21 protein-coding genes are annotated in these 25,462 nt (G+C 69.2%); 6 read left to right on the forward strand and 15 right to left on the reverse strand.

The features are described from left to right. Nucleotides 1–6: 6 nt before the first annotated feature. From MELE44368_RS06585 to eccCa, 11 genes are all read right to left on the reverse strand, one after another. Nucleotides 7–1,425 carry a hypothetical protein gene (locus tag MELE44368_RS06585; protein WP_128107775.1) on the reverse strand — a complete coding sequence of 473 codons (1,419 nt, stop codon included), beginning with the start codon at nt 1,423–1,425 and terminating at the stop codon, nt 7–9. 3 nt (nt 1,426–1,428) lie between these two features. Continuing rightward, on the reverse strand, nt 1,429–1,734 hold the full coding sequence (locus MELE44368_RS06590; RefSeq protein ID WP_128107776.1) for a DUF7162 family protein: 306 nt from the start codon (nt 1,732–1,734) through the stop codon (nt 1,429–1,431). Between the two features lie 39 nt (nt 1,735–1,773). Beyond that, on the reverse strand, nt 1,774–3,111 hold the full coding sequence (gene glmM / locus MELE44368_RS06595) for a phosphoglucosamine mutase (protein WP_128107777.1): 1,338 nt from the start codon (nt 3,109–3,111) through the stop codon (nt 1,774–1,776). A 147-nt stretch (nt 3,112–3,258) separates the two neighbouring features. Next, the gene (locus MELE44368_RS06600; RefSeq protein ID WP_128107778.1) at nt 3,259–3,702 is read right to left on the reverse strand and encodes a hypothetical protein; all 444 of its coding nucleotides are present in this window, start codon (nt 3,700–3,702) and stop codon (nt 3,259–3,261) included. 235 nt (nt 3,703–3,937) lie between these two features. Next, a complete protein-coding gene (locus MELE44368_RS06605; protein WP_128107779.1) occupies nt 3,938–4,336 on the reverse strand; it encodes a hypothetical protein in 399 nt (132 codons plus the stop codon). Between the two features lie 367 nt (nt 4,337–4,703). Next, nucleotides 4,704–5,183: a 30S ribosomal protein S9 gene (rpsI, locus tag MELE44368_RS06610; protein WP_164890045.1), complete on the reverse strand. Its 480-nt coding sequence runs from the start codon at nt 5,181–5,183 to the stop codon at nt 4,704–4,706. Next, nucleotides 5,180–5,623: a 50S ribosomal protein L13 gene (gene rplM, locus MELE44368_RS06615; protein ID WP_046751038.1), complete on the reverse strand. Its 444-nt coding sequence runs from the start codon at nt 5,621–5,623 to the stop codon at nt 5,180–5,182. The genes rpsI and rplM overlap by 4 nt, the downstream gene beginning before the upstream one ends. A 217-nt stretch (nt 5,624–5,840) precedes the next feature. After that, nucleotides 5,841–6,137, reverse strand: a complete 297-nt coding sequence (locus MELE44368_RS06620) for a WXG100 family type VII secretion target (protein ID WP_128107780.1) — start codon at nt 6,135–6,137, stop codon at nt 5,841–5,843. Nucleotides 6,138–6,147: 10 nt separating this feature from the next. Further along, a complete protein-coding gene (locus MELE44368_RS06625; RefSeq protein WP_128107781.1) occupies nt 6,148–6,471 on the reverse strand; it encodes a WXG100 family type VII secretion target in 324 nt (107 codons plus the stop codon). A 75-nt stretch (nt 6,472–6,546) separates the two neighbouring features. Continuing rightward, on the reverse strand, nt 6,547–7,716 hold the full coding sequence (locus MELE44368_RS06630) for a type VII secretion-associated protein (protein ID WP_128107782.1): 1,170 nt from the start codon (nt 7,714–7,716) through the stop codon (nt 6,547–6,549). Beyond that, nucleotides 7,713–11,396: a type VII secretion protein EccCa gene (gene eccCa / locus MELE44368_RS06635; protein WP_164890046.1), complete on the reverse strand. Its 3,684-nt coding sequence runs from the start codon at nt 11,394–11,396 to the stop codon at nt 7,713–7,715. The genes MELE44368_RS06630 and eccCa overlap by 4 nt, the downstream gene beginning before the upstream one ends. A gap of 126 nt (nt 11,397–11,522) precedes the next feature. On the opposite strand from eccCa, the gene eccD reads away from it, so the two are divergent. Together eccD and mycP are read left to right on the forward strand one after the other, a co-directional pair. Continuing rightward, nucleotides 11,523–12,884 carry a type VII secretion integral membrane protein EccD gene (gene eccD, locus MELE44368_RS06640; protein WP_128107784.1) on the forward strand — a complete coding sequence of 454 codons (1,362 nt, stop codon included), beginning with the start codon at nt 11,523–11,525 and terminating at the stop codon, nt 12,882–12,884. After that, the gene (gene mycP, locus MELE44368_RS06645; RefSeq protein ID WP_128107785.1) at nt 12,881–14,221 is read left to right on the forward strand and encodes a type VII secretion-associated serine protease mycosin; all 1,341 of its coding nucleotides are present in this window, start codon (nt 12,881–12,883) and stop codon (nt 14,219–14,221) included. Before eccD ends, mycP begins: the two co-directional genes overlap by 4 nt. Here mycP and eccB read toward each other — a convergent pair. From eccB to MELE44368_RS06660, 3 genes are all read right to left on the reverse strand, one after another. After that, nucleotides 14,186–15,580, reverse strand: coding sequence for a type VII secretion protein EccB (gene eccB, locus MELE44368_RS06650; protein ID WP_128107786.1), 1,395 nt, complete (start codon nt 15,578–15,580; stop codon nt 14,186–14,188). The genes mycP and eccB overlap by 36 nt on opposite strands. Before the next feature lie 146 nt (nt 15,581–15,726). Then, nucleotides 15,727–16,779, reverse strand: coding sequence for a polyprenyl synthetase family protein (locus tag MELE44368_RS06655; protein WP_128107787.1), 1,053 nt, complete (start codon nt 16,777–16,779; stop codon nt 15,727–15,729). Continuing rightward, on the reverse strand, nt 16,776–17,450 hold the full coding sequence (locus tag MELE44368_RS06660) for a hypothetical protein (RefSeq protein ID WP_241566503.1): 675 nt from the start codon (nt 17,448–17,450) through the stop codon (nt 16,776–16,778). Before MELE44368_RS06660 ends, MELE44368_RS06655 begins: the two co-directional genes overlap by 4 nt. A gap of 79 nt (nt 17,451–17,529) precedes the next feature. Between MELE44368_RS06660 and MELE44368_RS06665 the strand changes: the two genes are divergently transcribed. The 4 genes from MELE44368_RS06665 to MELE44368_RS06680 are packed head-to-tail and all read left to right on the forward strand — an operon-like array spanning nt 17,530 to nt 24,997. Continuing rightward, a complete protein-coding gene (locus MELE44368_RS06665) occupies nt 17,530–18,918 on the forward strand; it encodes a hypothetical protein (protein WP_128107788.1) in 1,389 nt (462 codons plus the stop codon). Nucleotides 18,919–18,936: 18 nt separating this feature from the next. After that, a complete protein-coding gene (locus tag MELE44368_RS06670; protein WP_128107789.1) occupies nt 18,937–19,698 on the forward strand; it encodes a hypothetical protein in 762 nt (253 codons plus the stop codon). 13 nt (nt 19,699–19,711) lie between these two features. Next, complete coding sequence (locus MELE44368_RS06675) at nt 19,712–21,775, forward strand: FAD-dependent oxidoreductase (protein WP_128107790.1); 2,064 nt, start codon at nt 19,712–19,714, stop codon at nt 21,773–21,775. An 18-nt stretch (nt 21,776–21,793) separates the two neighbouring features. Continuing rightward, nucleotides 21,794–24,997: an ATP-binding protein gene (locus tag MELE44368_RS06680; RefSeq protein WP_128107791.1), complete on the forward strand. Its 3,204-nt coding sequence runs from the start codon at nt 21,794–21,796 to the stop codon at nt 24,995–24,997. Here the strand turns inward: MELE44368_RS06680 and MELE44368_RS06685 are convergent. Then, entirely contained in the window at nt 24,994–25,449 is a 456-nt protein-coding gene (locus tag MELE44368_RS06685; protein ID WP_128107792.1) for a DUF3237 domain-containing protein, read from the reverse strand. The genes MELE44368_RS06680 and MELE44368_RS06685 overlap by 4 nt on opposite strands. Nucleotides 25,450–25,462: the final 13 nt, after the last annotated feature.

The following is a 25,462-nucleotide window of genomic DNA, read 5'->3' on the forward strand; positions in this document are numbered from 1 at the left end:
GCAGGATCACTCGCCTACCTGCGGCAGTTCGTCCGCGGCGATCTCACAAGGCGTACCCGACGCCTCGGCGGCCGGGTCCGGCGGCGGTGACTCAGCCGATTCGGCCGATTCGACCGGCGGCTCGACAATCGGCGGTGGCAATGCCTCCGAGGGAGCGGGGGCCACCGGCTCCTCATCCGCCAGCAGTTGATCCTCCTGCGGCACAGGGTCATCTGACGGCGCCTCACACGCGGTATCGGGGTCGACCGCTACGGCTTCGTCCTCAAGCTCGTCCGCCTCCTCATCTTCGGGCTCATCCTGCTCAAGGTCTTCGCCCTCATCCATCGCAGGCGGTTCGATCTCTTCCGGTTCGGCGAGTACTTCTTCGGCACCTCCCAACAAGCCACCCAACGTCTCACCGAGTTGCTGCGCGAAACCCGATAGCCCGCTGCCCATACCAGGCAACCCACCGCCCAGCGACGGCATCGACGGCGGAGCCATAGCGGGTGCCGCCGCCGGGTCGGCCGCCGCTGGCGCTGCCGCTGGTGGGGGCAAATCAGCAGGTGCAGTCGCAGGCGGGCCAGGTGCGCCCCACGCGCCCGGAGCAACAGGCGCGGCCGGAGCAACAGGAGCGACAGGCGCGGCCGGAGCAACAGGTGCGCCCAACGCGGCCGGAGCAACAGGCGCGGCAGGCGTTACCGACGTAGCGTTCGGTGTTGCCGTTACGCCGGTAGCCGCAGGCGTCCACGCCGGCCCCAGATCACCCGGCACGTCGAACGTCGCATCAGCCTCCGACGCGAGCTCAGCCGTCGCCGCATCGTATGCCGCCCCGATCGCGTCGACCGCAGCGCGCATCGCCGTCATCCATTCGCCGCCGATCACGTTGGCGACAAACGGTTTTACCTCCTGGTCGACCAGTTCGCTGGCCGCCGCGCGATCACCCGCGCCCGTGGTCACGGTCTGCGCGGCAGCCAACCAGTCAGCGCGCTGCCCGCCCACGCGCCCATCGATGGCCATTACCGTCGCGACTTTCCCGTCCACGCTCTGCCACAACTTGTCGCGCAGCTCGGCCAGGCTGTGCGCAGCGGCACGCAGGGCGGTCGCCGCCAGCGCCGACGCTTCACCGTGGCGACGCAAGAACTCCCGCGACGCCTCTGCACCACGCCCGTGCCACGCCGCGATCAGCGCAACCCGTTGAGCGTCCTGACGGGCGAGTGCTTCTGCGGCCGCCGTCGCCGCCGCCTGCAACGCCGAGCAATCCTCTTCCAGCGCTGCGAGGTTCAGCCCCTCCTCGCTGGCGTAGTGCTCGCGCACTTGTGCCGCGGACGCCGTCAGATCGGGGTGCTCATAACCGAGCATGCGGGATGCCCAGACGTAGTTCTGCACGGCCTCGACGGACGGCATACCCTCGGCCAATCGCGTTGCAGCGTCGAACTTCTCGGCCATCGCTCAGCCTATTCGTGAGCCGGCGCGGGCATCGGCATCGGCGTAGCGGTTCGCAGATGCCCGCAGTACCGCGGCGATCTCATCGCACGCGCGCGACCACTGCCGAACTTGATGCGCCACGTGTTCCACGTTGTCGCGCACAGCGTCTCCTCGCGCGACATAGGCCCGGCCGGCGGTCGCGCCGTCGAACGTCAGCCCGCTCAGGTGCGTGCGCACGGCGCCGTCGAGGACCTCGGCCACCGTCTGGTATTCGTCGGCGACGCTGCGCAACGCCGCAACGTCGACGTGCGCGACGTCAGGTTCTCCCATACAGGTTTGGACGCGGGCGGCGGCCGTTCGGTTCCATCCTCAGCGAACAGCGCTGACCTGCTCGGCCACCCGCACAGCCAACTGCCGTGCGGTGTCCTCGTCGGCCGCCTCCACCATCACTCGGACAACCTGCTCAGTTCCCGAGGGCCGCAACAGGATTCGACCCGTGTCACCCAGCACGGCTTCGGCCTCGGCCACGGCGGTACGCACCGACGGCGCCTCGGCGACCGTCGTCTTGTCCGCCACCGCCACGTTGATCAGCACCTGGGGCAGTGACTGCATCGGCTCGGCCAGCTCCGCGAGCGGCTTGCGGGTCTGCGCCATTCGCGACATCAACCGCAACGCCGTGACGATCCCGTCGCCCGTGGTGCCCAACGACGGCATGACGATGTGGCCCGACTGCTCGCCGCCGAGCGAGAACTCGCCCGCGCGCAGTTCCTCGAGCACATAGCGGTCGCCGACGCTGGTGGTGCGGACCGTGATACTCGCCGCGCGCATGGCCAGATGCAGCCCGAGATTGCTCATCACCGTCGTCACCAGGGTGTTGGACGCCAGCTCACCGGCTTCCTGCATCGCGAGCGCCAGGATCACCATGATCGCGTCGCCGTCGACGATGCGCCCGCTCGCGTCGACGGCCAGGCACCGGTCGGCGTCGCCGTCGTGGGCGATCCCCAGGTCGGCGCCGTGGGAAACCACCGCAGCCTGCAGGGCCTCCATGTGTGTCGAGCCGCAGCGGTCGTTGATGTTGAGGCCGTCGGGTGCGGCGTTGATCGCGACGACGTTGGCGCCCGCGGCCCGGTAGGCCTGGGGCGCGGCCAGCGAGGCGGCACCGTGCGCGCAGTCGACCACGACGGTCAGACCGTCGAGGCGGGTGGTGACCGCCTTGCCGGCGTGGCGCAGATAGCGGTCGAGGGCATCTTCGGCGTCGACGACGCGGCCGATGCCCGCGCCGGCCGGCCGGTCCCCGGGTCCTTGATGGACCAGTTCTTCGATCCGGTCCTCGGTGGCGTCGTCGAGCTTGTGGCCGCCGGGTCCGAAGATCTTGATGCCGTTGTCGGGCATCGGGTTGTGCGACGCGCTGATCATCACGCCGAAGTCGGCGTCGTATGCGCCGGTGAGACACGCCACAGCCGGCGTCGGCAGCACACCCACCCGCAACGCGTCGACGCCTTCGCTGGTCAGCCCCGCGATCACGGCCGCTTCCAGCATCTCGCCGCTGGCCCGCGGGTCACGGCCCACGACGGCGACCCGGCGGGCATGACCGCCGACGCTACCCAGCCGGCGAGCTGCCGCCGAGCTCAGCGCCAGCGCCAGTTCCGCGGTCAGAGCCTGGTTGGCCACCCCGCGAACGCCGTCGGTGCCGAACAGTCGAGCCATGCCGACAAACTTCTCACAGATGCCGCCCGAAAAAGAAACCGGCGAGCGTGCCGCCCGCGCCGCCGCCGAATCGGTATCGAACCGCGACCCCTGGACGACGCACCGCCCGTGTCCGAGCAACGGACACGGGCGGTGGACGCTGTTCAGTTAGTTCTGGCCCTCAGCGGGCTGCTCAGCCGCGGGGGCCTCCGCCGCGGGGACCTCCGCCGCGGGGACCTCCGCCGCGGGGACCTCTGCGGCGCCCGGGGCGGACTCAGCCTGGCCCGGGCTCTCGGACTGTCCCGGACCGCCGCGCTGGATGTTGACCGAGCCGAGGTTGTTCGTGCAGACGACCTGCTCATCGCCGTTGGTCACCACCGACTCGACAACCGAGTTCACCTGCGAGACCTCGACGTCGCAGAGCGCCGCAGCGATCTGCGCCGCGTCGGTCACGCTGACGTCCTCGAGGACACCGGCGGTTCCGATCGCCACGTTGACCCGGTCGGTCTGGGTGGCATCCGGCTGCGCGGTGGCGACGCCCAACCCGGCAGTGAACAGAAGCGATCCGCCCATCAGGGCGCCAGCAGCAGCGTTCTTCACGACTTTCCTCATTCGATACTCCTTCGTCGATGAGCAGCAGTGATCCGGCTTGCCGAAAGTTCATGCGGCCGCCGAATGGCAGGAATGGCCCGCCGGCGCGCCGCGCGCGCCCATGCCGCCCGGAGGGGATTTCCCGCACCACCCATCGGGCCAAACCAGACATTCACAAGAAATTCGGATTCACGGCGACCGACACGACTCACCGCCCGCACCCGAGATGGATGCGGGCGGTGAGGTTGGCCATCACTTAGCGGTTCGGACCGCCCGGCGTCGGGTTGCCCGGAGCCTGTGCCGGACATCCACCAGGCGCCTGGCCTGACTGGCCGGGAGTTCCGGCGTTCTGCGTCAGGGTGATCTCGCCACCCGGCACGTCGCAAACGGTCTCGGAAGGCGATGTTCCGCTGTCGACCGCTTCAGCCAGCACATTGATGCTGCCGATGTCGGCCACGTCGCAAACGGCTGCGGCCACGGTCGCCGCCACCCCGACATTCACGTCCTCGAGGATCGTGACGTCACCGACACCGACGTTGACGAGACCGTCCTGCAGGTTGAGCGGCTGCGCGCTGGCCAGGCCCAGCCCAGCGGTGAAAAGCAGCGAACCGCCGATTACAGCGCCTGTCGACGCTCTCTTCACAATGTTCCGCATGGGTTATTCCCTTCGTTGGGGAAGCAACGGTGACGGCCCCCGACGTGCGCTCCGCCGACGGTGACAGGTTTGCCTGCCCGGCGGAAGGCCCTCTGCTTCCGAACAAACGGGTTACACGATCATGGTGAAGTCAAACCAAAATTTAAGAATGCGAACGCATATCGCGCGTATAATGCGCTGCTCTAATTAACTGAAAGGTAAAGGCCTGCGGATCGACCGCAGCTGAGGCCCTCTTTCAGGAATCGTTCTGTACCGCCGTGAACGTTACTGGGAATCGCAAGGCATTTTGCGACCGCGCGATCGGCACCCCCGAAAAGCAAAACCGCCGGGCCCCCATGCGAAACCCGGCGGTTTTGCTGACAGTCGCTCAGCGCTTGCTGTACTGAGGCGCCTTGCGGGCCTTCTTGAGGCCGTACTTCTTGCGTTCGATCTCCCGCGGATCACGGGTCAGGAAGCCGGCCTTCTTCAGTGCCGGCCGGTCCTCGGGCTGCACCAGGATCAGCGCACGCGCGATCGCGAGCCGCAGCGCGCCGGCCTGACCGGACGGGCCACCGCCGTCGAGGTGGGCGTAGATATCGAAGCTCTCCAGCCGATCCACGGTCACCAGCGGAGCCTTGATGAGCTGCTGGTGCACCCGGTTCGGGAAGTAGTCCTCGAGGCTGCGCCCGTCGAGGTTGAACTGCCCGGTGCCGGGCACCAGGCGCACGCGCACCACGGCCTCCTTGCGGCGGCCAACGGTTTGGACGGGGCGGTCGAACACCACTGGCTCACGCGGGGCCTCGGCCTCGGCCTCGGCAGGGGCGGTGGTGGTGTCGGTGTCGGGGGTCGTCTCAACTGGCTGGGTCACTGGGCCACCTGCTTGATCTCGTACGGAATCGGCTGCTGGGCGGCGTGCGGATGATCCGGCCCGACGTAGACGCGCAGCTTCTTCTTCACCTGGCGGCCCAGCTTGGTGTGGGGAATCATGCCGAGGATCGCCTTCTCGACGACGCGATCGGCGTGCTTTTGCATCTCGTCACCGAGCGACCGCTTACGCAGACCACCGGGATAACCCGAGTGGCGGTAGAAAAACGTGCGGTCTGCCTTGTTGCCGCTGATCGCGACCTTCTCGGCGTTGATGACGATGACGAAGTCGCCACCGTCGACATTCGGCGTGAATGTCGGCTTGTGCTTGCCCCGCAGCAGATTCGCTGCCGCGACGGCGAGCCGGCCGAGCACCACGTCGGTGGCGTCGATGACGTACCACTGCCGCGTGGTGTCACCCGCCTTCGGCGTGTACGTAGGCACAGCGCATACCTCTCTTCTCGGGTTTCCTGGTGCCGGTCAGGGCGGTTGCGGGCGGTGAACCCTCGGCGACCGACATTGACCCGAGGCCCGGCGTTCCGCACGCCAACGAGGCAGCTTACCCGCGAGCGTCGTCGCAGGTCAAAACGCCCTCCAGGGTGAACTGTGCGGCCCCGATCGTCTCCCCACCGATGCGGGGCCGCACAGAGTCTCGCAGGGCTCAGGAACCCCAGGCGGCCGCGGCACCGCGGTCGGTGGCCGCGACGTCGTCGGCGCCGTCGCGAACCGCGTTGCCCAGGCGATACAGGATGTCGTTGAGCGCCCCCGCCGCCTGCTCCCAGCGGGCCTGCTCGACGCGGTAGGCCTGGGCCGCCTCGCGTGTCCAGACCTCCTGAAGCGGCGCGATCTGTGTGCGCAGATCGTCGAGCGCGGCGTTGAGCCGCGCCGACGTGGCATGGATCTCCTGGCGGACGGTGTACTCGATCTCGCCGAAGTTGTACGAAAGTGCGTTGTCCATGCCGGGCGCCTCAGAGTTCCGTGCCGACAGCGCCGAGCCGCTGCGAGTGGCTTTCACCGGCCTCCAGCAGCGTCTGCCGGTTCTGCCGGATGGTCTCGGCGATCCGCGCGAGCGCGGTGTGCAGCTTCAGCGATTCCGAGTTCCACCGGTCCACCACCTCCCGGAACCGGGCGGCGGCGACGCCTCCCCACACCGACGGCGGCACGCTGCTCATCCGCCCGATGAACGACTGCAGAAACGCCCTGATCTCGTCGTTGCGCGCATCGGTCTTGTCGGCGACGGCGGCCATGAGGTCGAAGTCGGTGTTGAGCGAACCGCCTGCGGGTGTCGTCATGGGCTTCCTTTCGTCGTGCCGTTATCTGGTTCGACGCAAGCACCGGCCGTTCGGTTCCATCGCCGACGCAGTTTTTCACCGCACCGCTTGCGCGGAGCGGATCGCCTGGTCGCAGACCTCACGCACCAGGTGTTCACCTCCGACGGGGCTCTGGCAGCCGATGGCGATCCGGACCGCACCGTCGACCAGCACCGCCCATGCGACCGCGTGGGGTGGCCGGACCTCTCGATATGTCACCGCGTCGCGGCCCGCACGGTGACCGGCGGCATCGAAATCGACGAAAGCGCGGTCATTTTCGGTGTCGAGCGCTGCCCGCAGTGAACTCGCGGCCCCCGTCAGGCCGTCGTGGGGATCGGCGGTCGACTGCGTGAGGTGCAGGGCGAGGCCCTCGTGCGACGGGGACGTGAGCTGTAGCCGGGCGGATCCCGGCCCAGACGTGATGTGTCGCAGCGGCCAGTCGGCGGGCACCACGATGCCGACCCGACCCTCGACCAAAACCGTTGTCGTGCGGGAATAGCCGTTCGTTCCGCTGTGCACGGCGATCCCGCCGAGCGCTACCGCGGCCGCCGATGCCACACCGACGACAGCCGCCGCCGCGCGGGGGTTTCGTCGCCGGATCCCGACACCCGGGGTGGCCTCGACAGTCCGCTGTGATCGCGACGCCGCACACCGCACGGCGTCCTCATCGGCGAACAGAATCTGTATTTCGTTGCCGCGCAGCCGATCAGCGATCAACGCGGCCGTGCGCTCGGCGTCCGCGACACCGGCCGGCGCATCGATGAGCGCCACGGGTGAGATGCCGACCGCCGAGGCCACCGCGTCTGCGACCATCGTCGCGCCGCCTTGTCGGGCGATGACGGTCGCGCGCACGTCGGGCGGTGTGACGACGACGACGTCGTCTGCCAACTCGACGACAGCCGCTCGCCGCACCGCAGCGCTTCGGCGGAGCACCGCGGTGCGTTGCCGGAGCACGACGGTGGCCGCCACCGTCTGCGCGGCCTCATGCACCCGGTGGGTGCGCGACGGCGGCCACCACGTCGGGCAGACCGCGATCAACGTCTCACATCCGCCTCCGGCGACGGCGCGCATCACGTCCTGCCACAGCTCCGGTACTGACACGAGCCGCTCGTCCAGCAGCGCGAAGGTGTCGTCGATGGACTCCAGTGCGGTCGAGACCCATTCGGGCGGCGCGTCGTTGACGCCGCCGATGCCGGCCGGACCCACTTCGATGACCGACTCGGTCACGGCGGGTCCACCCAGGCGACCTGGATCAGCTGGTGGCCGTCGCCGCGGGTGATCAGCGTTCCCCTGCCGGGCGGCAGCGGTGCCGGCCGGACGGCACCCAGCAGCACACCCTCCTCCGGGTCGGCGCTCAGCATCAAACCGCTGCAGCCCGGCTCACGCAGCCGGGCCAGCACCGGGTCGAACATCGCCCGCGCAGCACCGCTGGACCGACGCGCCACGATCACATGCAGGCCGAGATCCTTGGCGTACGGCAGGAAGTCGGCGAGCGGGGTCAAGGGGTTTCCCGTCGATGTGGCCACCAGGTCGTAGTCGTCGACGACGACGTAGAGGTGTGGACCCGTCCACCACGACCTGTTACGCAACTGCTGCTGCGTGACGTTCTCCCCCGGCATCCGGGCCTCCAGACGAGCCAGCAGCGACCGCAGACGCGACGTCAGCGCGGCCGGCGACGCGGCGTAGCCGGCGAGGTGTTCGGATTCCACGACGCCGAGCAGCGAACGGCGGAAGTCGACGATCTCGATCTGTGCCTGCTCGGGGCTCGCACCGCAGATGATCTGATGGCAGAGCAGCCGCAGCACCGACGTCTTACCCGACTCCACCTCGCCGAGCACCAGCAGATGCGGCTGCGCGGCGAAATCGACTGTCACGGGCCTCAGTTCGCGCTCACCGATACCGAGGAGAAGGCGCGGGACGGCCGGCGGCTCACTGGTGGGCGCGACGGCGTCGGACAGCCCGATACGGTCGGGCAGCAGTTCGACCGCAGGTGCGCACCGACTGCCGTACCGGTCCCGCAGCCGCGCGACACCGGCCGCGACCGCCTCGCCGAGGCCGTCCACCGTCGCGCGACCGTCGAACCGCGGCAATGCGATCAGCATCTCGCGGCCGTCTGCGGTGACACCGCGCCCTGGCCCCGCCGTGCCGAGTAGGCGCGCCCGCTTGCGGTCCATCTCCGACTCGGCCGGTTCCCCGAGCCGCAACTCGATGCGCGTCGCGATCTGATCCTTCAACGCGGGCCGCAGCTCCGCCCACCGGGAAGCCGTGACGACGACGTGGACGCCGTAGGAAAGACCGTGTGCGGCAAGGGCGGTGATCGGGCCTTCGAGAGCGTCGAACTCCTGACGCAGGGTGGCCCACCCGTCGACGACCAGGAACACGTCGCCGAACAAGTCCTCCCGAAGGGCCGGGTCGCAGGCGGCGTGTCGCGCGCGGTAGTCGGCCACCGAGTCGATGCCCAGCCGGGTGAACCGTTCCTCTCGGGCGCGGATGACCGACTCCATGACGGCGACCGTGCGACGGCACAGCGCGACGTCCCGTCGGCCCGCCACCGTGCCCACATGCGGCAGATCGCGCAGCGACGACAGGGCTCCGCCGCCGAAATCCAGGCAGTAGAACCCGGCCTCGGCCGGGTCGTTCGACTCCGCCAGTGCCAGCATCATCGTGCGCAGCGCCGTCGACTTGCCGGACCGTGGGGCGCCGACGATCGCCACATTGCCCGCGGCGCCGGACAGGTCGACGGTCAGCACGTCGTGACGTTGCTCAAAAGGCTTGTCCACCAGACCGAGCGGTGCCCGCAGCCCGCCCATGCCGCCGAGCAGCATGTCGAGCGTCGGCGAGTCCACCAACGGTGGCAACCACACTTGATGTGCCGCGGTTCCGCGCCCGGCCAACCGGTCCAACACCGTATCGAGCACCGTGCGTCCTTGGGCCTGCCTCTCGGTGTTCTCGGCGACAGCTACAGCGACAGCGGCGCGGGGCGTCGGGTCGGCGGTGAACACCCGCGGCAGAAGCGGTTCCCCGTCGTCGTCGGCCGCCGCTCGATCGGCGGCGCCGGAGACGAACGCCGTCTGGAACCGGGTCAGGTCGCCCGAGGTCGTCTTGAGGTAGGCCGCGCCCGGCCTGCTCGGCAGGTGGTAGGCGTCGGGCACGCCGAGCACGATGCGGGATTCGGCGGCGGAGAACGTCTTGAGGCAGATCCGGTACGAGAGGTGGGTTTCCAGGCCGCGCAACCTGCCCTCGTCGAGGCGCTGACTGGCCAACAGCAGGTGCATGCCCAGCGAGCGGCCGAGCCGGCCGATCGCCACGAACAGCTCGGCGAAGTCGGGATGTTGGCTCAGCAGCTCGGAGAACTCGTCGACGACGACGAACAAGGCGGGCAACGGCGGAAGCGGCGCACCGTGCGCGCGGGCACGGTCGTAGTCGGCGACGTTCGCGAATCCACCTGCCGCCCGCAGCACTTCCTGGCGACGGTGCATCTCTCCGGCGAGCGCATCGCTCATCCGGCTGACGAGGTGTTCCTCCTCCGCGAGGTTGGTGATGATCGCGGCGACGTGCCGTACCCGATGCATCCCGAGAAAGGTTGCGCCACCCTTGAAGTCGACGAGCGCGAAGTTCAGCGCCTCGGGTGGGTGGGCCGCGGCCATTCCCAGCACCAGCGTGCGGAGGAACTCCGACTTACCCGAACCGGTCGCGCCCACGCACAGCCCGTGTGGGCCCATGCCGTTCTGCGCGGCCTCGTTGATGTCGAGGTACACCGGAGATCCGTCCTCGGCGACGCCGATGGGAATCGGCTTGATGCGCCTGCCGCGAGTCGACGCCCATTGCCGCTCGGGGTCGATGCGACGGGGATCGTCGATGCCCATCAGATCCAACCAGCCTCGGACCGGATCGGAGTGGGGCGCACGGTCGGATGCCATGGCGAGGCGATGACGCGCCAGGCGTCGCGCGCACACGACCGCCTGGCTCCGCGACAGCGAATCGGGACGTGCGAGGTCGTCGACATGCAGGCGCAGCCCGTCCGCGTTCCCGGCCGGCCCGGCGCCTACCTCGATGACGGTGACCTCGCCGTCGAGCTCTGCGTTGTCGGAAGCCGTTGTCGCGCCGCCGTCGAAGACCACCACGGACCACGAAGGGCACGGGTGATGCTTGTAGTGCGGCAGCCACTTGAGCCAGTCCCACTCGTCGCGGGTGCCGGGGCCGACCGCCGCGGTTACGGCAAGGTCGCCGGGTGCATGGGCGACGACAAGCTGGCAGAGCATGGCCCGGATCAGCGCACGGGCGGTTTCGGCATCACCGTCGACGCTCACCACCCGGTGCTCGCACAGCCTCACCACAAGCGGTACATCGGTGACGGTCGCGCGCCGAGAGATCATCCGGCGCACCGCATCGACGGTGACGGGATCGCGCTCTTCCGTGGCGGCCGGCGCGGGCGTCACCAGCGCGGTGCACAGGGGCTGCTCGCCGATCCCGATCCGGACATGGCCGAAGTCGGCGTCCTCGCCTCTGCGCTCCCACATCCGCGGGCCGCCGGCGAGCGTCCACAGTGTGTCGGGGTCCGGGTGGTGCCACCACAGCGACCGGTGCTGGCCTGCGGCGGCCTGTGCGATCGCGGTCTCCAGCGTGTCGAGGTATCGCAGATAGCTCTGCCGATCCCGGATGAGCTCGGCGGAGCGGTTCGCGCCACGCGCACCGTAGGCCACAGTGCCGAGCACGGAAACCAGCATCATCACCGGAAAGAACAAGAACATCGGATTGCGCCCGCCGACGCCGGACCTGAAATAGAAGACCATCATGCCGACGGCTGCCACCAGCAGGGCTAGCGGCATCAGGCGAGCAAGCGGGTTCACCGGCGCCGCCTTGGGCACCTGCGGCGGGGCCTCGACGACCAGGTCACCGGATGCCATCGGCGGCACCGGAAGTCGCCCTTCGCGAACAAACTCCATCGCACATTGGACGCCGTGAACGCCGGTTCGGTTCCATCCCCAGCCCCAAGAAATTGGCGCGCGTGCGAGTCCGTCGGCGGGGTTACGGTGACCGTGCGCGGCGAACTGCGGGGGGACGCGATGCGAAATGGACTGTGCCGACTGACCGTTCAGCACGATCGGGATGACGGCTTTCACGAGGTGGACCTCGCGCTGCCATGCGGCATCCGGCTGTGTCAACTGATGCCGTCGATCGTGGACCTGGCACACGGTGCGATCGCGGCCGAGACCGGTATCCGGTGGCGGCTCGTGCGAATCGACGGCGCTCCGCTGGACGAGTCGATGACGCTGGAACAGAACGACATCGACGACGGCGCGATGCTGCTGCTAACGACCGCCGCGCCACCGGCGCCGGTATGGTCACCGGGCGATGTCGGCCTGCTCGCCGCCCAGCTCACCGAATCCGGCGAGCCCTCGACGCTGCTCCCCGTGACGGGTGCTCTCGCCGCGGCAACGCTGTCCGCCGCCGCGCTGGGGTGGCCGGGCACGTCGACGACTTCCCGTTTGGTCACGGCGGCAGGGGTGGCGGTCGTCGCGGCGGTGGCTGCGGTCGTGACCGACCGGGCGCACACCGGCGGCGCGGTGGCGTCGGCGTTGAGCGTGACAGCGGTGATGTTCGCCGCCGCAACCGGATACGTCGCGGTACCTGCCGGCCCGGCCGCCGCGCATGTTCTGCTGTCCTCGGCGGCAGCGCTGTCGATGTCGACGGTGCTGCTGCGCCTGACCCGATGCGCGACGGTGTGGTTGACGACGATCGCCACGACCGCCGCGTTGACCGCCGCGGTGACGGGAGCCGCGGCCGGGTGGCGTCTTCCGCCGTCCACGATCGGCGCCTCGCTCGCCGCCGTATCGCTCGCGGCGATGGCACTGGCGCCACGAATCTCGATGTTGGTGACCGGAGTCGGCCCCGCGCCGCCGGGCGACGAAGAGCAGGTCATCGACGGGGATCGGGTGTCGCAGGCGCACCGGGCGTTGACGGGGATGGTCGTCGGCACCACGGCGACTGCGACACTCGGCTGCGCGCTGCTCACGTTCGAAGCGCTGGCCGGCCACACGGCGAAGCTCAACTCCGCACTGTTCGTCGCCGTCATGGCCGTCGTGTTGCTGCTGCGGACGCGCACACACGTCGATCCAACGAGGCGCACCGCGCTCGGAGTCGGGGGAATCGTTCTGGCAGCGTGTTGTTTCGCGATCGCCGCCGCCGCGATGCCCGCGCAGTCACACTGGCTCAGCCTGCTGGCCGCCGCGGCGGGCGCAGCGGGGTTGGGCCGGTCGATCGGGCTGACCCCCGGCCCCCTGCTGCGCCGTGCGGTCGAGGTCGCCGAGTACGTCGCTGTCGCCGCCGTCGTACCGCTGGCCTGCTGGGTCGCCGGCGTCTACGGCGGGGTGCGCGCCATGGGTCTGGCATGAGAGCCACGCGGCTGCTGCTCACGGTGTGGTTGGTCGTGCTGCCGGTGTGCACGGCAGCACCTGCGGCGGCGGTGAACCCGCCCGCGGTCGACGACTCGCTGCTCCCCCGCGCGGCCTCACCCGCGCCGCCGCAGCCCACCCGGCAACATGAGCCCTGCGTGTCGCCGGCGCACACAACCGAGCCGACCGAGACAGCACAGCTCAAAGACCTTGGCTTGCCGTCGGTGTGGCAGCTGACCCGCGGCGGCGGGCAGACGGTCGCGGTGATCGACACCGGGGTGTCACGACACCGGCTGCTGCCCCACCTCGTCCCCGGCGGGGACTATGTGTCAAGCGGCGACGGCACCGAGGACTGCGACGGTCACGGCACGGTCGTGGCCGGCATCGTCGGCGCCGCAGGAGACGGCGCGTTTCAGGGTGTCGCACCCGACGCCACGATCATCGGTATCCGCCAGTCCAGCACCAAGTTCCGTGCCGCCGACGACACCACCGGCTCGGGGTTCGGCGACGTCGACACCCTCGCCAAGGCGGTCCGCACCGCCGCCGACATGGGCGCCACGGTGATCAACGTGTCCTCGGTCGCGTGCCTGCCCGCCGAGGACGCGCTGGACGACCGCGCTCTGGGCGCGGCGCTGGCCTACGCCGTCGACGTGAAGAACGCCGTCGTCGTCGCCGCGGCCGGAAACGTCGGCGGCCCAGGACAATGCCCGCAGCAGAACCCGGTGGACCCCGCGTGGGCGGGCCGTCCCGATTGGGCCGACGTGCGGGTGGTGGTCAGCCCGGCGTGGTACGACGACTACGTGTTGACGGTGGGGTCGGTGGGCCCCGACGGTGCTCCGTCGGAGTTCAGCTTGGCAGGCCCCTGGGTCGATGTCGCCGCTCCCGGTGAAGCGATCGTGTCGCTGGATCCCGATGGGGAGGGGCTCGTCGACGAAATGCCCACGGCCGGCGGCGCAACCCCGATCGCGGGCACGAGCTATGCCGCTCCGGTGGTGACGGGAGTCGCCGCGCTGCTGCGGTCGCGCTCACCTCAGCTGACGGCGCGACAGGTCATGCAGCGCATCGAAGACACCGCGCGCAAACCCGCCGGCGGCTGGAATCCTGTTGTCGGGCATGGAATCGTCGACCCGGTCGCCGCCGTGACCGGAAACCCCGCACCGCGACCCAACCCGGATATCCCGCCGCCACGTCGGGTGTCGGTCCCGGCCGCCGACCCGCCGGACGCGCGGCCCGGACGGATCGCGCTGCGCGGTGCGGCGATCTGTGTGGCGATGTCGGCGGCCCTGATCGCGGTGACACGGTTACGACGGCGGCCCCAGGCTGTCGCGCACGACTGAGGCGGCCGCGACGCTGAGTTCCGGTCCGCGTGGCAGCCCGGCGAGCACAGGCCACGGCGCGGGCACCGGCGCATCGGGCAGCCCGAGGCGCTCCGCGGCGTCGGCGTCATGCACCCCGAACACCACGCCGGAGCCGTCGACGTAGTACAGCGCCCCGGTGTCCGCGCCTTCGCCCGTCACGCCGGAGGCCCTCACGTAGGCCGAGCGACCTCGTGGCAGGTAGCTGCGGTCGATTCCCGCACCCGCGTCGTCGGCCTGCGCCAGCGACGAGACCGCCTCGATATCGCCGACGGGGAGCGAATCACCCACCAGCACCGCATGTTCCACGGATCGGGTCGAGGGCGACCACTTCCACCGCACGCACAGCACGGGTTCGTCGGACACTCCCCCGCGGTCGGGGAACCGGCCGACTGCAAGGTCGTCGACCACCGGCACGGACCCGATGACGCCCGGCTCGACATCGGCGATATCGCGCAGGCCCGCGGAGTAGCTGAACCGGATGAGGTCGGCGGCGGCCGCACCGATGCGCTGCACGCCGTCGCCGAGCACGACGTAGTACTCGGTCGAGTCCGCCTGCGGCAGTCGCACCACGGTGCCCACGGCGAGCCCGTGCAAGGTGGACGGTCCTGCTCTTCCGGCGTTCGCGATGACGGGAACCGCGAGTTCGGGGACCTCAGGCACCGCGTCGAGCAACGCCGGGGAGACGACGCGGGGCTTCACCCCGTCGAGTTCGAACGCACGCACCACGGCGGGGTTGCGCAGGTCCACCCGTGCGCGCACCCCGTCGTAGAGCAGATATGTCGCTGCCGCGCCCTCCCCGCCTGCCACGACGAGGGCACTGCGAGAGGCATCCAGGTGTTCGACGTCGGCCCCGACGAGCACCGTGGTGGTCGACGCGGTGTCCTGGCACACGGTCCAGTCGGATTCCGTCGCATCGAGCGGCGGTGCCAACGTGTCCGGGGCGCCGGGAATGCCCACCAGCGCGCCCTTTTTCGCGGCGTCGACGGCGGCTGCGCTGACCAGTTCCGGTGTGGCTGCCGTCCCGGCGACGAGCCGGGCGGAGGCGAGGTTGAGCGCGGGATGCGTGGTGTCGCCGATCCGCACGTACAGCGCGCCGGACTCACGCACCATGACGATCGGCGCAGTGCCCAGCGCGCTCTTGGGTCCCAGGAACGCCAGGATCGCGCAGACGGCGACGGCGACGGCCGCCAGCACGCAGCCGGTGACCAGGGAAAGCGACTGTGCGCGTAGCGGATCGTCGAGCATCCGGACGTCACCGCGGACCAGGGCGTGCGTCATCCGCCGCACCAGGAAGCGGTAGCCGCTGAGCTGCAGTCTGGTCGTCGGGTCCCGAGCCATTCCCCTCCCCCGCGACTCAGCCTAACGGCGGGACGGGAGCCCGGTTGTCACCGATTTCTTCGCCTTCTTCGCCGCCGAACGTGGGTTACCCGCACGCGAATGTGCCGGTTGGCGTGCGTCGACCCCACACTCGGCGCAAAAAGAGGTCAGCGCCAGCGGGCCCACACGTAGGGCACCAGGGCGCGCAGGAAGTCGAGATCGGGTCCGGGCTGGGCGTCGGCGAACGCCTGCTCGAAGTACTCCTCGGCGACCAGCAGGATGCCCTCGGCGTACTCGCTGGTGAACGAGATGCTGCCGTAGTCGTCCATCAAGGCGCGGATGGTGCGGACGGTCTCGATACGGCGTTCGGCCCGCGTCCGGCGCAGATGATCGAGCACGAGCGCGCGATCGGCGGTGGTGGCGGTCGACAGCAGGTGCACGAGCGGCAGCGTGCGCTTGCCCTCGAAGAGGTCGCCGAGGATCTCCTTGCCGTAGGTCTTCTCGTCGCCGAGCAGGTTCAGCAGATCGTCGCGGATCTGAAACGCCGCGCCGAAGTGGAAGCCGAACCGGACCAGCCCGGTCAGCTCCGCGGTGCCGCGGGAGCCGACGATGGCGCCCACCCGCAGCGGGTGAATCGTCGTGTACCAACAGGTTTTGTGCATGATGAGGTTGAGATAGTCCTCGGGGGTGACGTTCTCGACATTGTCGAGTTGCCAACCCACCTCCGTCGCCTGCCCCTCCAACGTGCGCAGCGCCATGGTGTCGAACTCACCCCACACCAGGTCGGCCAGATCGCGGTCCAGCCGTCGGGTCGCGCGCCGCAGCACCTGGCTCGCGACGATGGCCAGCCCGTCGCCCGCGTTCAGCGCCGCGGCCATGCCGTGGGTCGCCGCCAGCGTCGGTCGACCGCGGCGCATCTCGCTGCCGTCGGCGATGTCGTCGTGCACCAGAAAAGCGTTGTGCAGCAGTTCGATCGCGACCGCGATGCCCAGCAGGTCGTTGGCGTCGCCGCCGAATGCCCGGCCTGCGGAGAGACACAGTGCGGGCCGAAGCGCCTTGCCGGGGCGCGACGGGTATTCCCGCATCGGGCCGTACAGCCATTGGACGGGCTCACCGTCGGGCATGGCGTCCAGCATCGAGCGTCGCACCGTGCGGGCCACCCGGCGAAGACGGGTCTCGACTTCGGTGATGAGGTCCTGCCGTTCGGCGGCGTCCGTCATGCGTCGCTGAAGCGCACGGTCAGCGCTATCGGCAGCCAGACGTCGGCGTGTCCGTCGGCCAGGAGCGTGCCGCGGTAACAGCCGGGTGCGACGTCGTCGCCGACGTCGACCTCCACCGTCACGCCGCGGCTGGAGCGGGCGAACATCGGCACCACATCGGGTTCGAAACGCACCACCGCCGAGGGGATGACCGTGCCGTCGTGCGACAGCAGATCGCTACAGCGCAGCCGCACCTTGCCCATGTCGGCCGCGCCACCGTTGTGCAGCCACACCTCCGTCGCGACCGCGCCGGGTTGCTCGGCGACAAGGACAAGCTGCCCACTGGAACTGGCGTTGGCCAGGTCGAGCCTGGCTTCGTCGGTAGATGCCGGCCCAGTTGCCGGCGCGGTCCCGGTGAGCGACCGCATGAGCTGATCGGCGACCTTCTGCCACGCCGACACCACCCGATCCACGTCGCGGCCTGCCGTCACGGCCGAGCCCCCGGACGCCGCGTCGCCGCCGTTCAACCCCTCCTCGGCCATGCGGACGAACCGGTTGACGACCTCCGTGGCGGCCCGAAACCCGCGGGCCTGTACCGAGCTCAGCACCCTGGCGTTGGCGGCCGGATCGAACGCCGCGGCCCACGGCAGGTCAGCGATGCTTCCGTCGTCTCGAATCTGGTCGCTGACCACTCGGATCCTCCCCGCATTCGGCCCGGCACCAGGGCCGCACAACGGTATGCTAAGGCGTTCGTTAGCGAGAGGCGGGGCAATGGCTATACGACAGTCGGTCTTGGCCCTCTACGGTGCGATCACCGAGGACCTCGCCACCCTCAATGATCCCGAGATCAACCCCACCGAGAGCCGCGCATCTCTGCGCGCCATGACGACCGACCTCGTCGGGCTCACCGGCAGCGCGGGCGAGCGCGGTTGGTACGGGGAACTCATCCGCTACTTCGACGCTCACCGCACCGGTGCCGAGCGGGTCACCCCGACCAGCCTCGAGGAGGCGCTCGCGGATTTCGACGACGACGACGGCGGGCCGCTGCCGCCGACCTGGGCATACCGTGCCATCGCGGCCGCGTACGTGTTGGATCGGCTGACGCTGGCCGGGGTGGGTCGCAGGCAGGAGGTCAACCTGCTGGAGCGCACCATCGCCTCCGCGCCGTCGGTGAACTCCGAAAGGGTTGGGCGGCAAGCCGCCAACGAACTCGCCGGCTCGCTGCTCGAGACCAGGGTGAATCAGCTGCCCGCGTTCTGGGATCAGCTGCGGCTGATGTCGGGAACGCTCGCCCCCTCGGTGGCATCCATCAAGAGCACCTCGCGGCTGCGGAAGGTCAAACGCGAGTACTGCAGCGTGGTCACCACCACGGCCGAATGGCCCGACATCACCTACCAGACGTTGAAATCCGTTATCGAGCCGGTCAATTGGAGCAGCTTCTGGCCGGACTTCTTCTGTGAGATGCGACTGGACAGCACGCCCGACGCCTGTGGGTGGTCGCGCATCCTCGAGTCGGTGAGCGGCGATTGCACCCGCTACAGCCTGGAGACCCCGCTGAAGTTCTGGAAGCAGGAGCACCCGGATGGGCTGTTCCTCAATTACGACATGGACTACGAGAACGCCGACCCCGAGCGTGACAAGTTGGTGCTGGTCGACAACGGCTACATCTGGATCAAACCCGCGGTCGCCGGGCAGCCGGACAAGGGCGTCAAAGTGCGCACCAGCAAGCAACTGCTGATCAGCGGCCTGAGCGCGACCGCGATGACCAAACTCGCCGAATCCCTCGGCTGGGCCACCAACGCCACCGACATGTTCCTTCACGCCGCCGAGTACACGGGGTCGGCGGCGCCGTTCGCCAACTCGAACCTCATCGGCAAGCCGCAGCCCGACACGTCGACGACATGGCGCGTCGTCGTGCCCGAGCTCCCCCCTGACCTGCGCGACGAATACTGCGCCGACACAACAGAGCTCATCAAGAGGCGCCTGGACGACGCCGGCCGGTTCGCCGAGGAGTACGCCGTCCGCTGGCAGGACGGCATCGATCTCGTCGACATCGACAAGCTGAACGAGATGGTGGTCACCGGCATCGAAACCGCAACAAAGGAAGCGTTCGACACGGCGGTCGAGAACTTCCGCCCCAAGGCGCCCACCACCCCCTGAGGCGAGGAGAACAGGACGATGGAAGACCCCAACGTCGTCGCCAAACGGCTGACCGCGACCGCCAAAGACGTTGTCGATCAGGCGAGGGTCATCGCCAAGGACACGATCGCGGACCTCGACAACTTCACCGCGGCCAAGCTGGTCGGCTCGTATATGAAGATGGTGGACCTGGCGTTGACCGGCGGGCTGCAGGCCACCAAAGACGTGTTGGGCGTGGACGCGCCGAGCGCCCCGCCGGACCAGGACGCCGCCGAGGGACGCAGGCTCGTCGCCGACGCGATGGAGTCGATCAGCCGCCGGATGCTGCGGCAGACGAGCAAGGTGGCGCAGGACACCGCCGACAAGTTGGACAAGAACCCGAACAGCCCGACCATCTGGGCCCAGGCGATGGTCCAGTTGGCCGACATCGCGCTGCTCGGAGGCACCGAGTTGGCCGAGACGGCGCTGATCGGTCCCGCACCGTTCGAGAAGAACGCGATCAACTCCGACAGGTACACCGTCGGCGGTGCCGGACGGCGCACGCTCAGGATCCGCGCCCCCGGCCTCATTCGGCCTGGCACGGTGGACCCGATTCCGGCCAGCCATCTGAAGTTCTTCGTCCCGATCGACGACGAGACCGGAAAGGAAGCACCGGGCGGGGTACTGGAGCCCGGCGAGACCGAGTTCTACGTCGCGGCGCATCCGGCCGGGATGATCAGCGGGATGTACGTCGGCGCCGTCGAGGTGCTCGACGACACCGGCGCGGTCGTCCAGACGGTGGTCGTGGAAGTTCCACTGTGACAATACAATTCGGGTGACCCGCAAGAAGGAACGCATCGCCATCCTCGGCGGGGGCATGGCGGGCCTGACCGCCGCGTGGCGGTTGAGCGAACCGGGATGGCGCGACCGCTTCGAGTCGATCACCGTCTACCAACGCGGCTGGCGCCTCGGCGGCAAGGGCGCATCCAGCCGCGGCGAGAACGGCCGCATCGAAGAGCACGGGTTGCACGTGTGGATCGGCTCGTATGAGAACGCGTTCGCGTTGATCCGGCAATGCTATGCCGAGTTGGACCGCGCGCACACCGATCCGTCGGTGCCCATCCGAACCTGGGACCAGGCCTTCGTTCCCGCCAACGACGTCGGGGCGACGGACCGGTGGCAGGGCGAATGGCGGCTGTGGCTGGGCCGGTTCACCGGCAACGAGGAACTGCCCGGCGAACCCGACGCCGCGGCAGGCGAGCTGACCGTGACGCACTTCGTGGAACGCGCCCTGCAACTGATACTCGACTTCTCCGAGTCCCTGCGCACGATGGGCGACGCCGGCCTCACCATGTCGGCATCACCCGAAAAGCCCACGTCGAAGCGAACATTGAATACCGTGCAGCGTGCCGCGCTGGCGGCGTTGATCGCGCTGGCCGACCCTCAACCGGCCGGCGACGGCGCCGCCGGTGTGCTGACCCAAGCGCTCGACGCGATCCGCGACATCCTCGACTACGAACGTCGCGCGGACCACCGCTTGTCCTGGACGCTGCTGTCACTGCTGACCGCGACCGTGCGGGGAGTCCTGGCCGACGGCCTGGTCACCGATCCTCGCGGCCTGCGGTCGGTCAACGACGAGGACTACGGCGGCTGGGTGCTCCGGCACGGTGCACACCCGGAGGTGTTGGAGTTTCCCGTGTTACGGGCCATGTACAACATGGTGTTCGGATACGAGAAGGGTCAGCTCGAGCGGCCCACCGTCTCGGCGGGGGTCGGGATGCTGCTCGTCGGGTTGATGTTCTTCACCTACAAGGGCGCGATCTTCTGGAAGATGACCGCCGGTATGGGCGACGTCGTGATGGCACCGCTCTACGAGGTGTTGCGAAGGCGCGGAGTCGAGTTCGAGTTCTTTCATCGGGTCGACGCGCTGCACCTCGATCCCCGCCGCCAGTACGTGGACGCGATCACGATGGGGCGCCAGGTCTGGCTCGCCGACGGCGTGTCCCACTACGAGCCGCTGACCCGGGTGCGTGAGCTTCCCGTCTTCCCGGACACCCCACTCGCCGAACAGATCAAGCCCAAAGCCGATACGCGTCACCTCGAATCGCATTTCGGCCCGCGCGACGACGCCGAGACCCGGGTGCTGCGCCGCGGTGTCGACTTCGACTGGGTGGTGCTCGCCGTCTCGCTGGGCATGCTCGAGGTGGTGGCGCAGGAACTGATCGCCGACCGCCCCGAGTGGCGCGAGATGACAACGCGGGTACGCACGATCGCCACCCAGGGCCTGCAGATCTGGCTGCGGCCCGGCCACACCGAACTCGGGTTGGCCGCACCCGCCATCACGACCAGCGGCTACATCCCCCCGATCGACACGTTTTCGTCGATGCCGCAGACACTGTGGGCCGAGGACTGGCCCGCCCACGACCGGCCGCAGACCGTCGCCTACTTCTGCGGCGCGCTGGACGTCGAGTGGTCCCCCGCCATCGATCAGGACGCCTACGCCCAGCGCTGCAGGCAGATCGCCGAGACCGAGGCGCTGAATTTCCTCGACAACCTGGTCGGCGTACACCTGCCCGGTGCGGTCACCGACGACGGCTTCGCCTGGCATCTCCTCGCGGGCGCGGACGGTCGCCGCGGCGCTGAGGCGCTGGCCACTCAGCACCTCAGCGTGAACATCGACCCGTCCGACCGCTACGTACTGTCATTGCCAGGCACCGACGACTATCGGCTGCGCCCCGACGAAGCCGGATACGACAATCTGGTCCTGGCCGGCGACTGGACCGACTCCGGCCTGAACTCCGGATGCATCGAGTCGGCCGTTCTGTCGGGGCTGCAGGCGGCCAACGTGATCCTGGGCCACGGCAGGTTCCACCGCATTCGGGGTCTCTATCTGCCGTAGGGCAGTCACAATTGAACAGTGAACGACCCTGGAAGCCACCGGTCGACGATCGACGAGCTGCTCGATCGCGCGGTGAGCGCCATCAACAGGGGCGACCGGGCGACCGCCGACGCCCTCGCCGGCCAGGTGCTGGCCGTCGATCACGCCAACGTCGACGCCGAGGAGCTGCTCGCGGCGCCCGCCGACCACGGCGAACTACGGCGCCTGACGATCATGTTCGCCGATCTGGTCGACTCCACCGCCCTGTCCACCCGCATCGAGCCGGAGACCTATCGCACGGTGGTGGGCGGCTACCGCGACGAGGTGCTGCGCATCGTCAACCGGTACGAGGGTCACATCGGCAACACCAAGGGTGACGGGTTGCTCGCGGTGTTCGGCCATCCGCACGCGCACGAGGACGACGTCCGCCGGGCCGTGCAGGCCGGGCTCGACCTCACCAAAGCCGTCTCGCAGCTGTCCGAGCGGGTGCGACGGCGCTTCGGCTTCGGCATCGACGTGCGCGTCGGCATCCATCGCGGCCTGGTCTATCTCGACACGGCGCAGGACGACGTGTACGGCTTCGCCGCCAACCTGGCGGCCAGGATGTGCAGCATCGCCGCACCCGGAACAGTCGCGGTCTCCGATGCGGTCGAACGGTTGGTGCGCGACACGTTCGAACTCGAGGCGGGTGAACCTCACAGGGTCAAGGGCATCGACGCGGAGCTCATCCCGTACCGGCCCATCGGTGAACGTGAGAGCATCGGCGTGTCATCCGGCCCGTTGGTCGGCAGGGCGCACGAGACAGCTTGTCTGCGAACGGCGTCGGAGCAGGCGGCCGCGGGCGCACTGAGCCCGCCGGGAATCGCCTTCTGCGGAGAACCCGGTATCGGAAAGAGCAGGCTTGCCGCTGCAGCGGTTGCGATGACCGACGGGCCCGACGACGTGGTGCTGCACCTGTTCGGGTCACCCCTTCACGCGGATGTCGGTCTGCATCCGGTCCGAAAGCTGTTGGAGCGCAGGTGCGCGATCGCCCGCGGCTCGTCGGCTGAGGAGCGGCTCGCCCTGTTGCGCAACGAACTGGATGCGCAGGGCATGGACGTCGACGCCGTGATCTCCAAACTCGCTCCGGTGCTCGGCATCTCACCGGCCACCGGGTACGACCCGGCGCCCGCGGAGGGGTACAAACTGCACGAGCAGATCACCGACGCCGTCGGCGACTACCTGACCGCGTGCATGTGTGCCGGGCGCGCCCTGCTGGTCGTCGAGGACATGCACTGGTTCGACACCTCGACCACCGAGGTGGTCCGCAGGCTTCTGGAGGCCGACCCCGGCCACGTGCTGGTGGTGATGACGTCGCGGGATCGTTCGTCGCTTCCCGACTCCACCAACTACCGAGTGCTCGAACTCAACCCGCTCAGCGACGCCGAGACCGATGCGCTCATCTCCACGCTGCACCACGAACTGCCGCCGGCAGCGCGCAGCACCGTTCGGCGGCGCTGCGACGGCGTACCGCTCTACATCGAGGAGGTGGTCGCCAAGCTGAAGGAGCAGCCGGTCGATGCCGCGGACTCCCAACAGGTTCCCGACACGTTGTACGAGGCGCTGTTCGCTCGGCTGCGCTCCAGCGACTCGGCGCTCCAGGTGGTCGAGGCGGCCGCGACGATCGGCTCGCTGTTCGACCGCACCCTGCTGCGCGCGGTGGTCGCCATGGCCGACGAGGAGCTCGACCGGGTACTCGCCGAACTTCGCGACGCCACGGTGCTCGAGCCTGCGGGTCCCAACGCGTGGCGGTTCCGTCACGAACTCCTGCGCGAGGTCGCGGCGGAGCTGCCGCCGCCCAGCATTCGCCAGCGGCTCCACGGCCGGGTCGCCGACGCGCTGATCGCCGCCTCCTCGCAGGACTGGCCCGTCATCGCAGCGCACTTCGAAGCGGCCCACCGCCACCACGACGCGGTGATGGCATACGAACAGGCCTCAGCCGTGGCCCGGCAACGGGGCGCCCTCGACGAAGCCCGCAGATACCTCGCCCGCGCGTTGGATCTGCTCGACGGGCTTGCTCACGACACCGAACGCGACAACATGGAGATGGACCTGCGGCTGCGACGCGGATTTCTCGCCGCCGCCGCGGAGGGGCCGGGCAGCTCACAGACCGTGGCCGATTTCGAACGGTGCCTTCAACTGTGCGGCACCGACCCGCACGCCGACGGGTTGTTCGCGACCTTGATGGCGCTGTTCACGTACTACGTGACCCGGGCCGATTTCACACGGGCACAACGGATCGTCGATTCGCTGCGAATCGGCGTCGACGCCGGACGCGAGTGGTGGCGCGCCGAGAACCTCGGCGGGGCGGCGACGCTGGCGTGGTTTCGCGGTGAGTTCGGCGAGGCGCTCGCCATGCAGGAGCAGGCCGACCGCCTGATGGCCGCCCGCGGTAGCAGGGACGTCGAGGCCGAGTGGTTCATGCCGCACGACCCGGTGGTGCTGGGGCTGTGCAGCCTTGCGCTGGCCCGGTGGGTGCATGGTGACCTCGACGGAGCCGAAGATGCGTTGGCCCGCAGCGAGAGTCGCGCCGATGACCTGAAGTTTCCGCAGGGTCCGTACAGCATGTGCTATCTGCGGTACGTCCAGATCTGGATCTGCCTCGAAACCGGGATGCTGGAGCGGGCCGGCGAGTTGGCCGCCGACATGGTCGAACGGGCCACCGACCACGGCTTCGACCAGTGGGCCGCCCTCGGCGCCACGTTCGCCGGCTATGTGCCGGCCGCGACGCAGCTGACCGACGGACACCGCGACGCCCCCGAAATACCGCAGGCGATCGCGACTTTGACCGGTTGGGCGCAGGTGTGCCGGCACCTCGGCGCGACGGTTTTCGTGCCGTCGTTCGACGCACACGCGGCCCGATTGCTGGTCGCGACCGGTCAACTCGACGCCGCGCGGGCACGGCTCGACGCCGGTCTGCAGCTCGCCGACGAGACGCTGATGCACTACTACGACGCCGAGCTGCTGCGCGTGCGGGCGGCGACCCGCGCCGATCCTGCTGCCCAACGCGAGGATCTGCGGACCGCGCTCGAAACGGCTCGAAGGCAGGGCGCACCGGTTTTCGCGCTGCGCGCCGCACTCGACGACCACGCCATCCGCGGTGATGCGGCGCGGCAGGTGTTGGCCGATGCGGTCGCGATGTTCGCACCCGACAGTTCGTGGCCGGACCTGTCGCGGGCCCGCGCGGTGCTCACCGATTCCTAACCGGCCCGAAAGACCTCGTACTCCACCCCGAAACCTTCGCGCAGCTTGCCGCGGGCGACGAACACGCTCTGGATCATCCAGGCATAGCGCGGGTCGCCCGTCTCGACCCGTGGTGTGGTCCAAAAGTACTGATCCTCAAATGAAGTGGCGCTGCCCGATGCCAGCGCGGACGCGACGGTTTCGTTCATCTCGAGCAGCCCGACATACTGCATGTAGATGTTGGCCCCGTCCTCGGTGGCGAACTGCAGCCGAACATCTATGCGCCCGTAGCCATCCGGTGCGAATAGCAGCCAGTCGCCGCCGCCGACGGCCTGGGCGTTGAACCGGTCGCCGGTCGCCGCGCCCTCGATCACTTCGGCGAAGATCCTCTGGCCCAGCGGTCCGGCGCCGAAGTCGATCGGCGGTTTGAGCGACGCCCACATCGAGAATTCGTGCTTGAGCTCAAGACCCATGTCGACCCCTTCG

It is taken from the genome of Mycolicibacterium elephantis DSM 44368 (assembly GCF_004014805.1).
Taxonomy (GTDB): Bacteria; Actinomycetota; Actinomycetes; order Mycobacteriales; family Mycobacteriaceae; genus Mycobacterium; species Mycobacterium elephantis.

Bases quoted from the DNA above. Each gene is read 5' to 3' on its own strand.
- MELE44368_RS06665 (WP_128107788.1), top strand. From the start codon at position 17,530: ATGGCTATACGACAGTCGGTCTTGGCCCTCTACGGTGCGATCACCGAG.
- MELE44368_RS06625 (WP_128107781.1), bottom strand. From the start codon at position 6,471: ATGACGACACCCGCAGGCGGTTCGCTCAACACCGACTTCGACCTCATG.
- MELE44368_RS06620 (WP_128107780.1), bottom strand. From the start codon at position 6,137: ATGGACAACGCACTTTCGTACAACTTCGGCGAGATCGAGTACACCGTC.
- mycP (WP_128107785.1), top strand. From the start codon at position 12,881: ATGAGAGCCACGCGGCTGCTGCTCACGGTGTGGTTGGTCGTGCTGCCG.
- MELE44368_RS06685 (WP_128107792.1), bottom strand. From the start codon at position 25,449: ATGGGTCTTGAGCTCAAGCACGAATTCTCGATGTGGGCGTCGCTCAAA.
- MELE44368_RS06590 (WP_128107776.1), bottom strand. From the start codon at position 1,734: ATGGGAGAACCTGACGTCGCGCACGTCGACGTTGCGGCGTTGCGCAGC.
- MELE44368_RS06670 (WP_128107789.1), top strand. From the start codon at position 18,937: ATGGAAGACCCCAACGTCGTCGCCAAACGGCTGACCGCGACCGCCAAA.
- MELE44368_RS06600 (WP_128107778.1), bottom strand. From the start codon at position 3,702: ATGAGGAAAGTCGTGAAGAACGCTGCTGCTGGCGCCCTGATGGGCGGA.
- MELE44368_RS06585 (WP_128107775.1), bottom strand. From the start codon at position 1,425: ATGGCCGAGAAGTTCGACGCTGCAACGCGATTGGCCGAGGGTATGCCG.
- eccB (WP_128107786.1), bottom strand. From the start codon at position 15,580: ATGGCTCGGGACCCGACGACCAGACTGCAGCTCAGCGGCTACCGCTTC.
- glmM (WP_128107777.1), bottom strand. From the start codon at position 3,111: ATGGCTCGACTGTTCGGCACCGACGGCGTTCGCGGGGTGGCCAACCAG.
- MELE44368_RS06605 (WP_128107779.1), bottom strand. From the start codon at position 4,336: ATGCGGAACATTGTGAAGAGAGCGTCGACAGGCGCTGTAATCGGCGGT.
- eccCa (WP_164890046.1), bottom strand. From the start codon at position 11,396: ATGGCATCCGGTGACCTGGTCGTCGAGGCCCCGCCGCAGGTGCCCAAG.
- MELE44368_RS06655 (WP_128107787.1), bottom strand. From the start codon at position 16,779: ATGACGGACGCCGCCGAACGGCAGGACCTCATCACCGAAGTCGAGACC.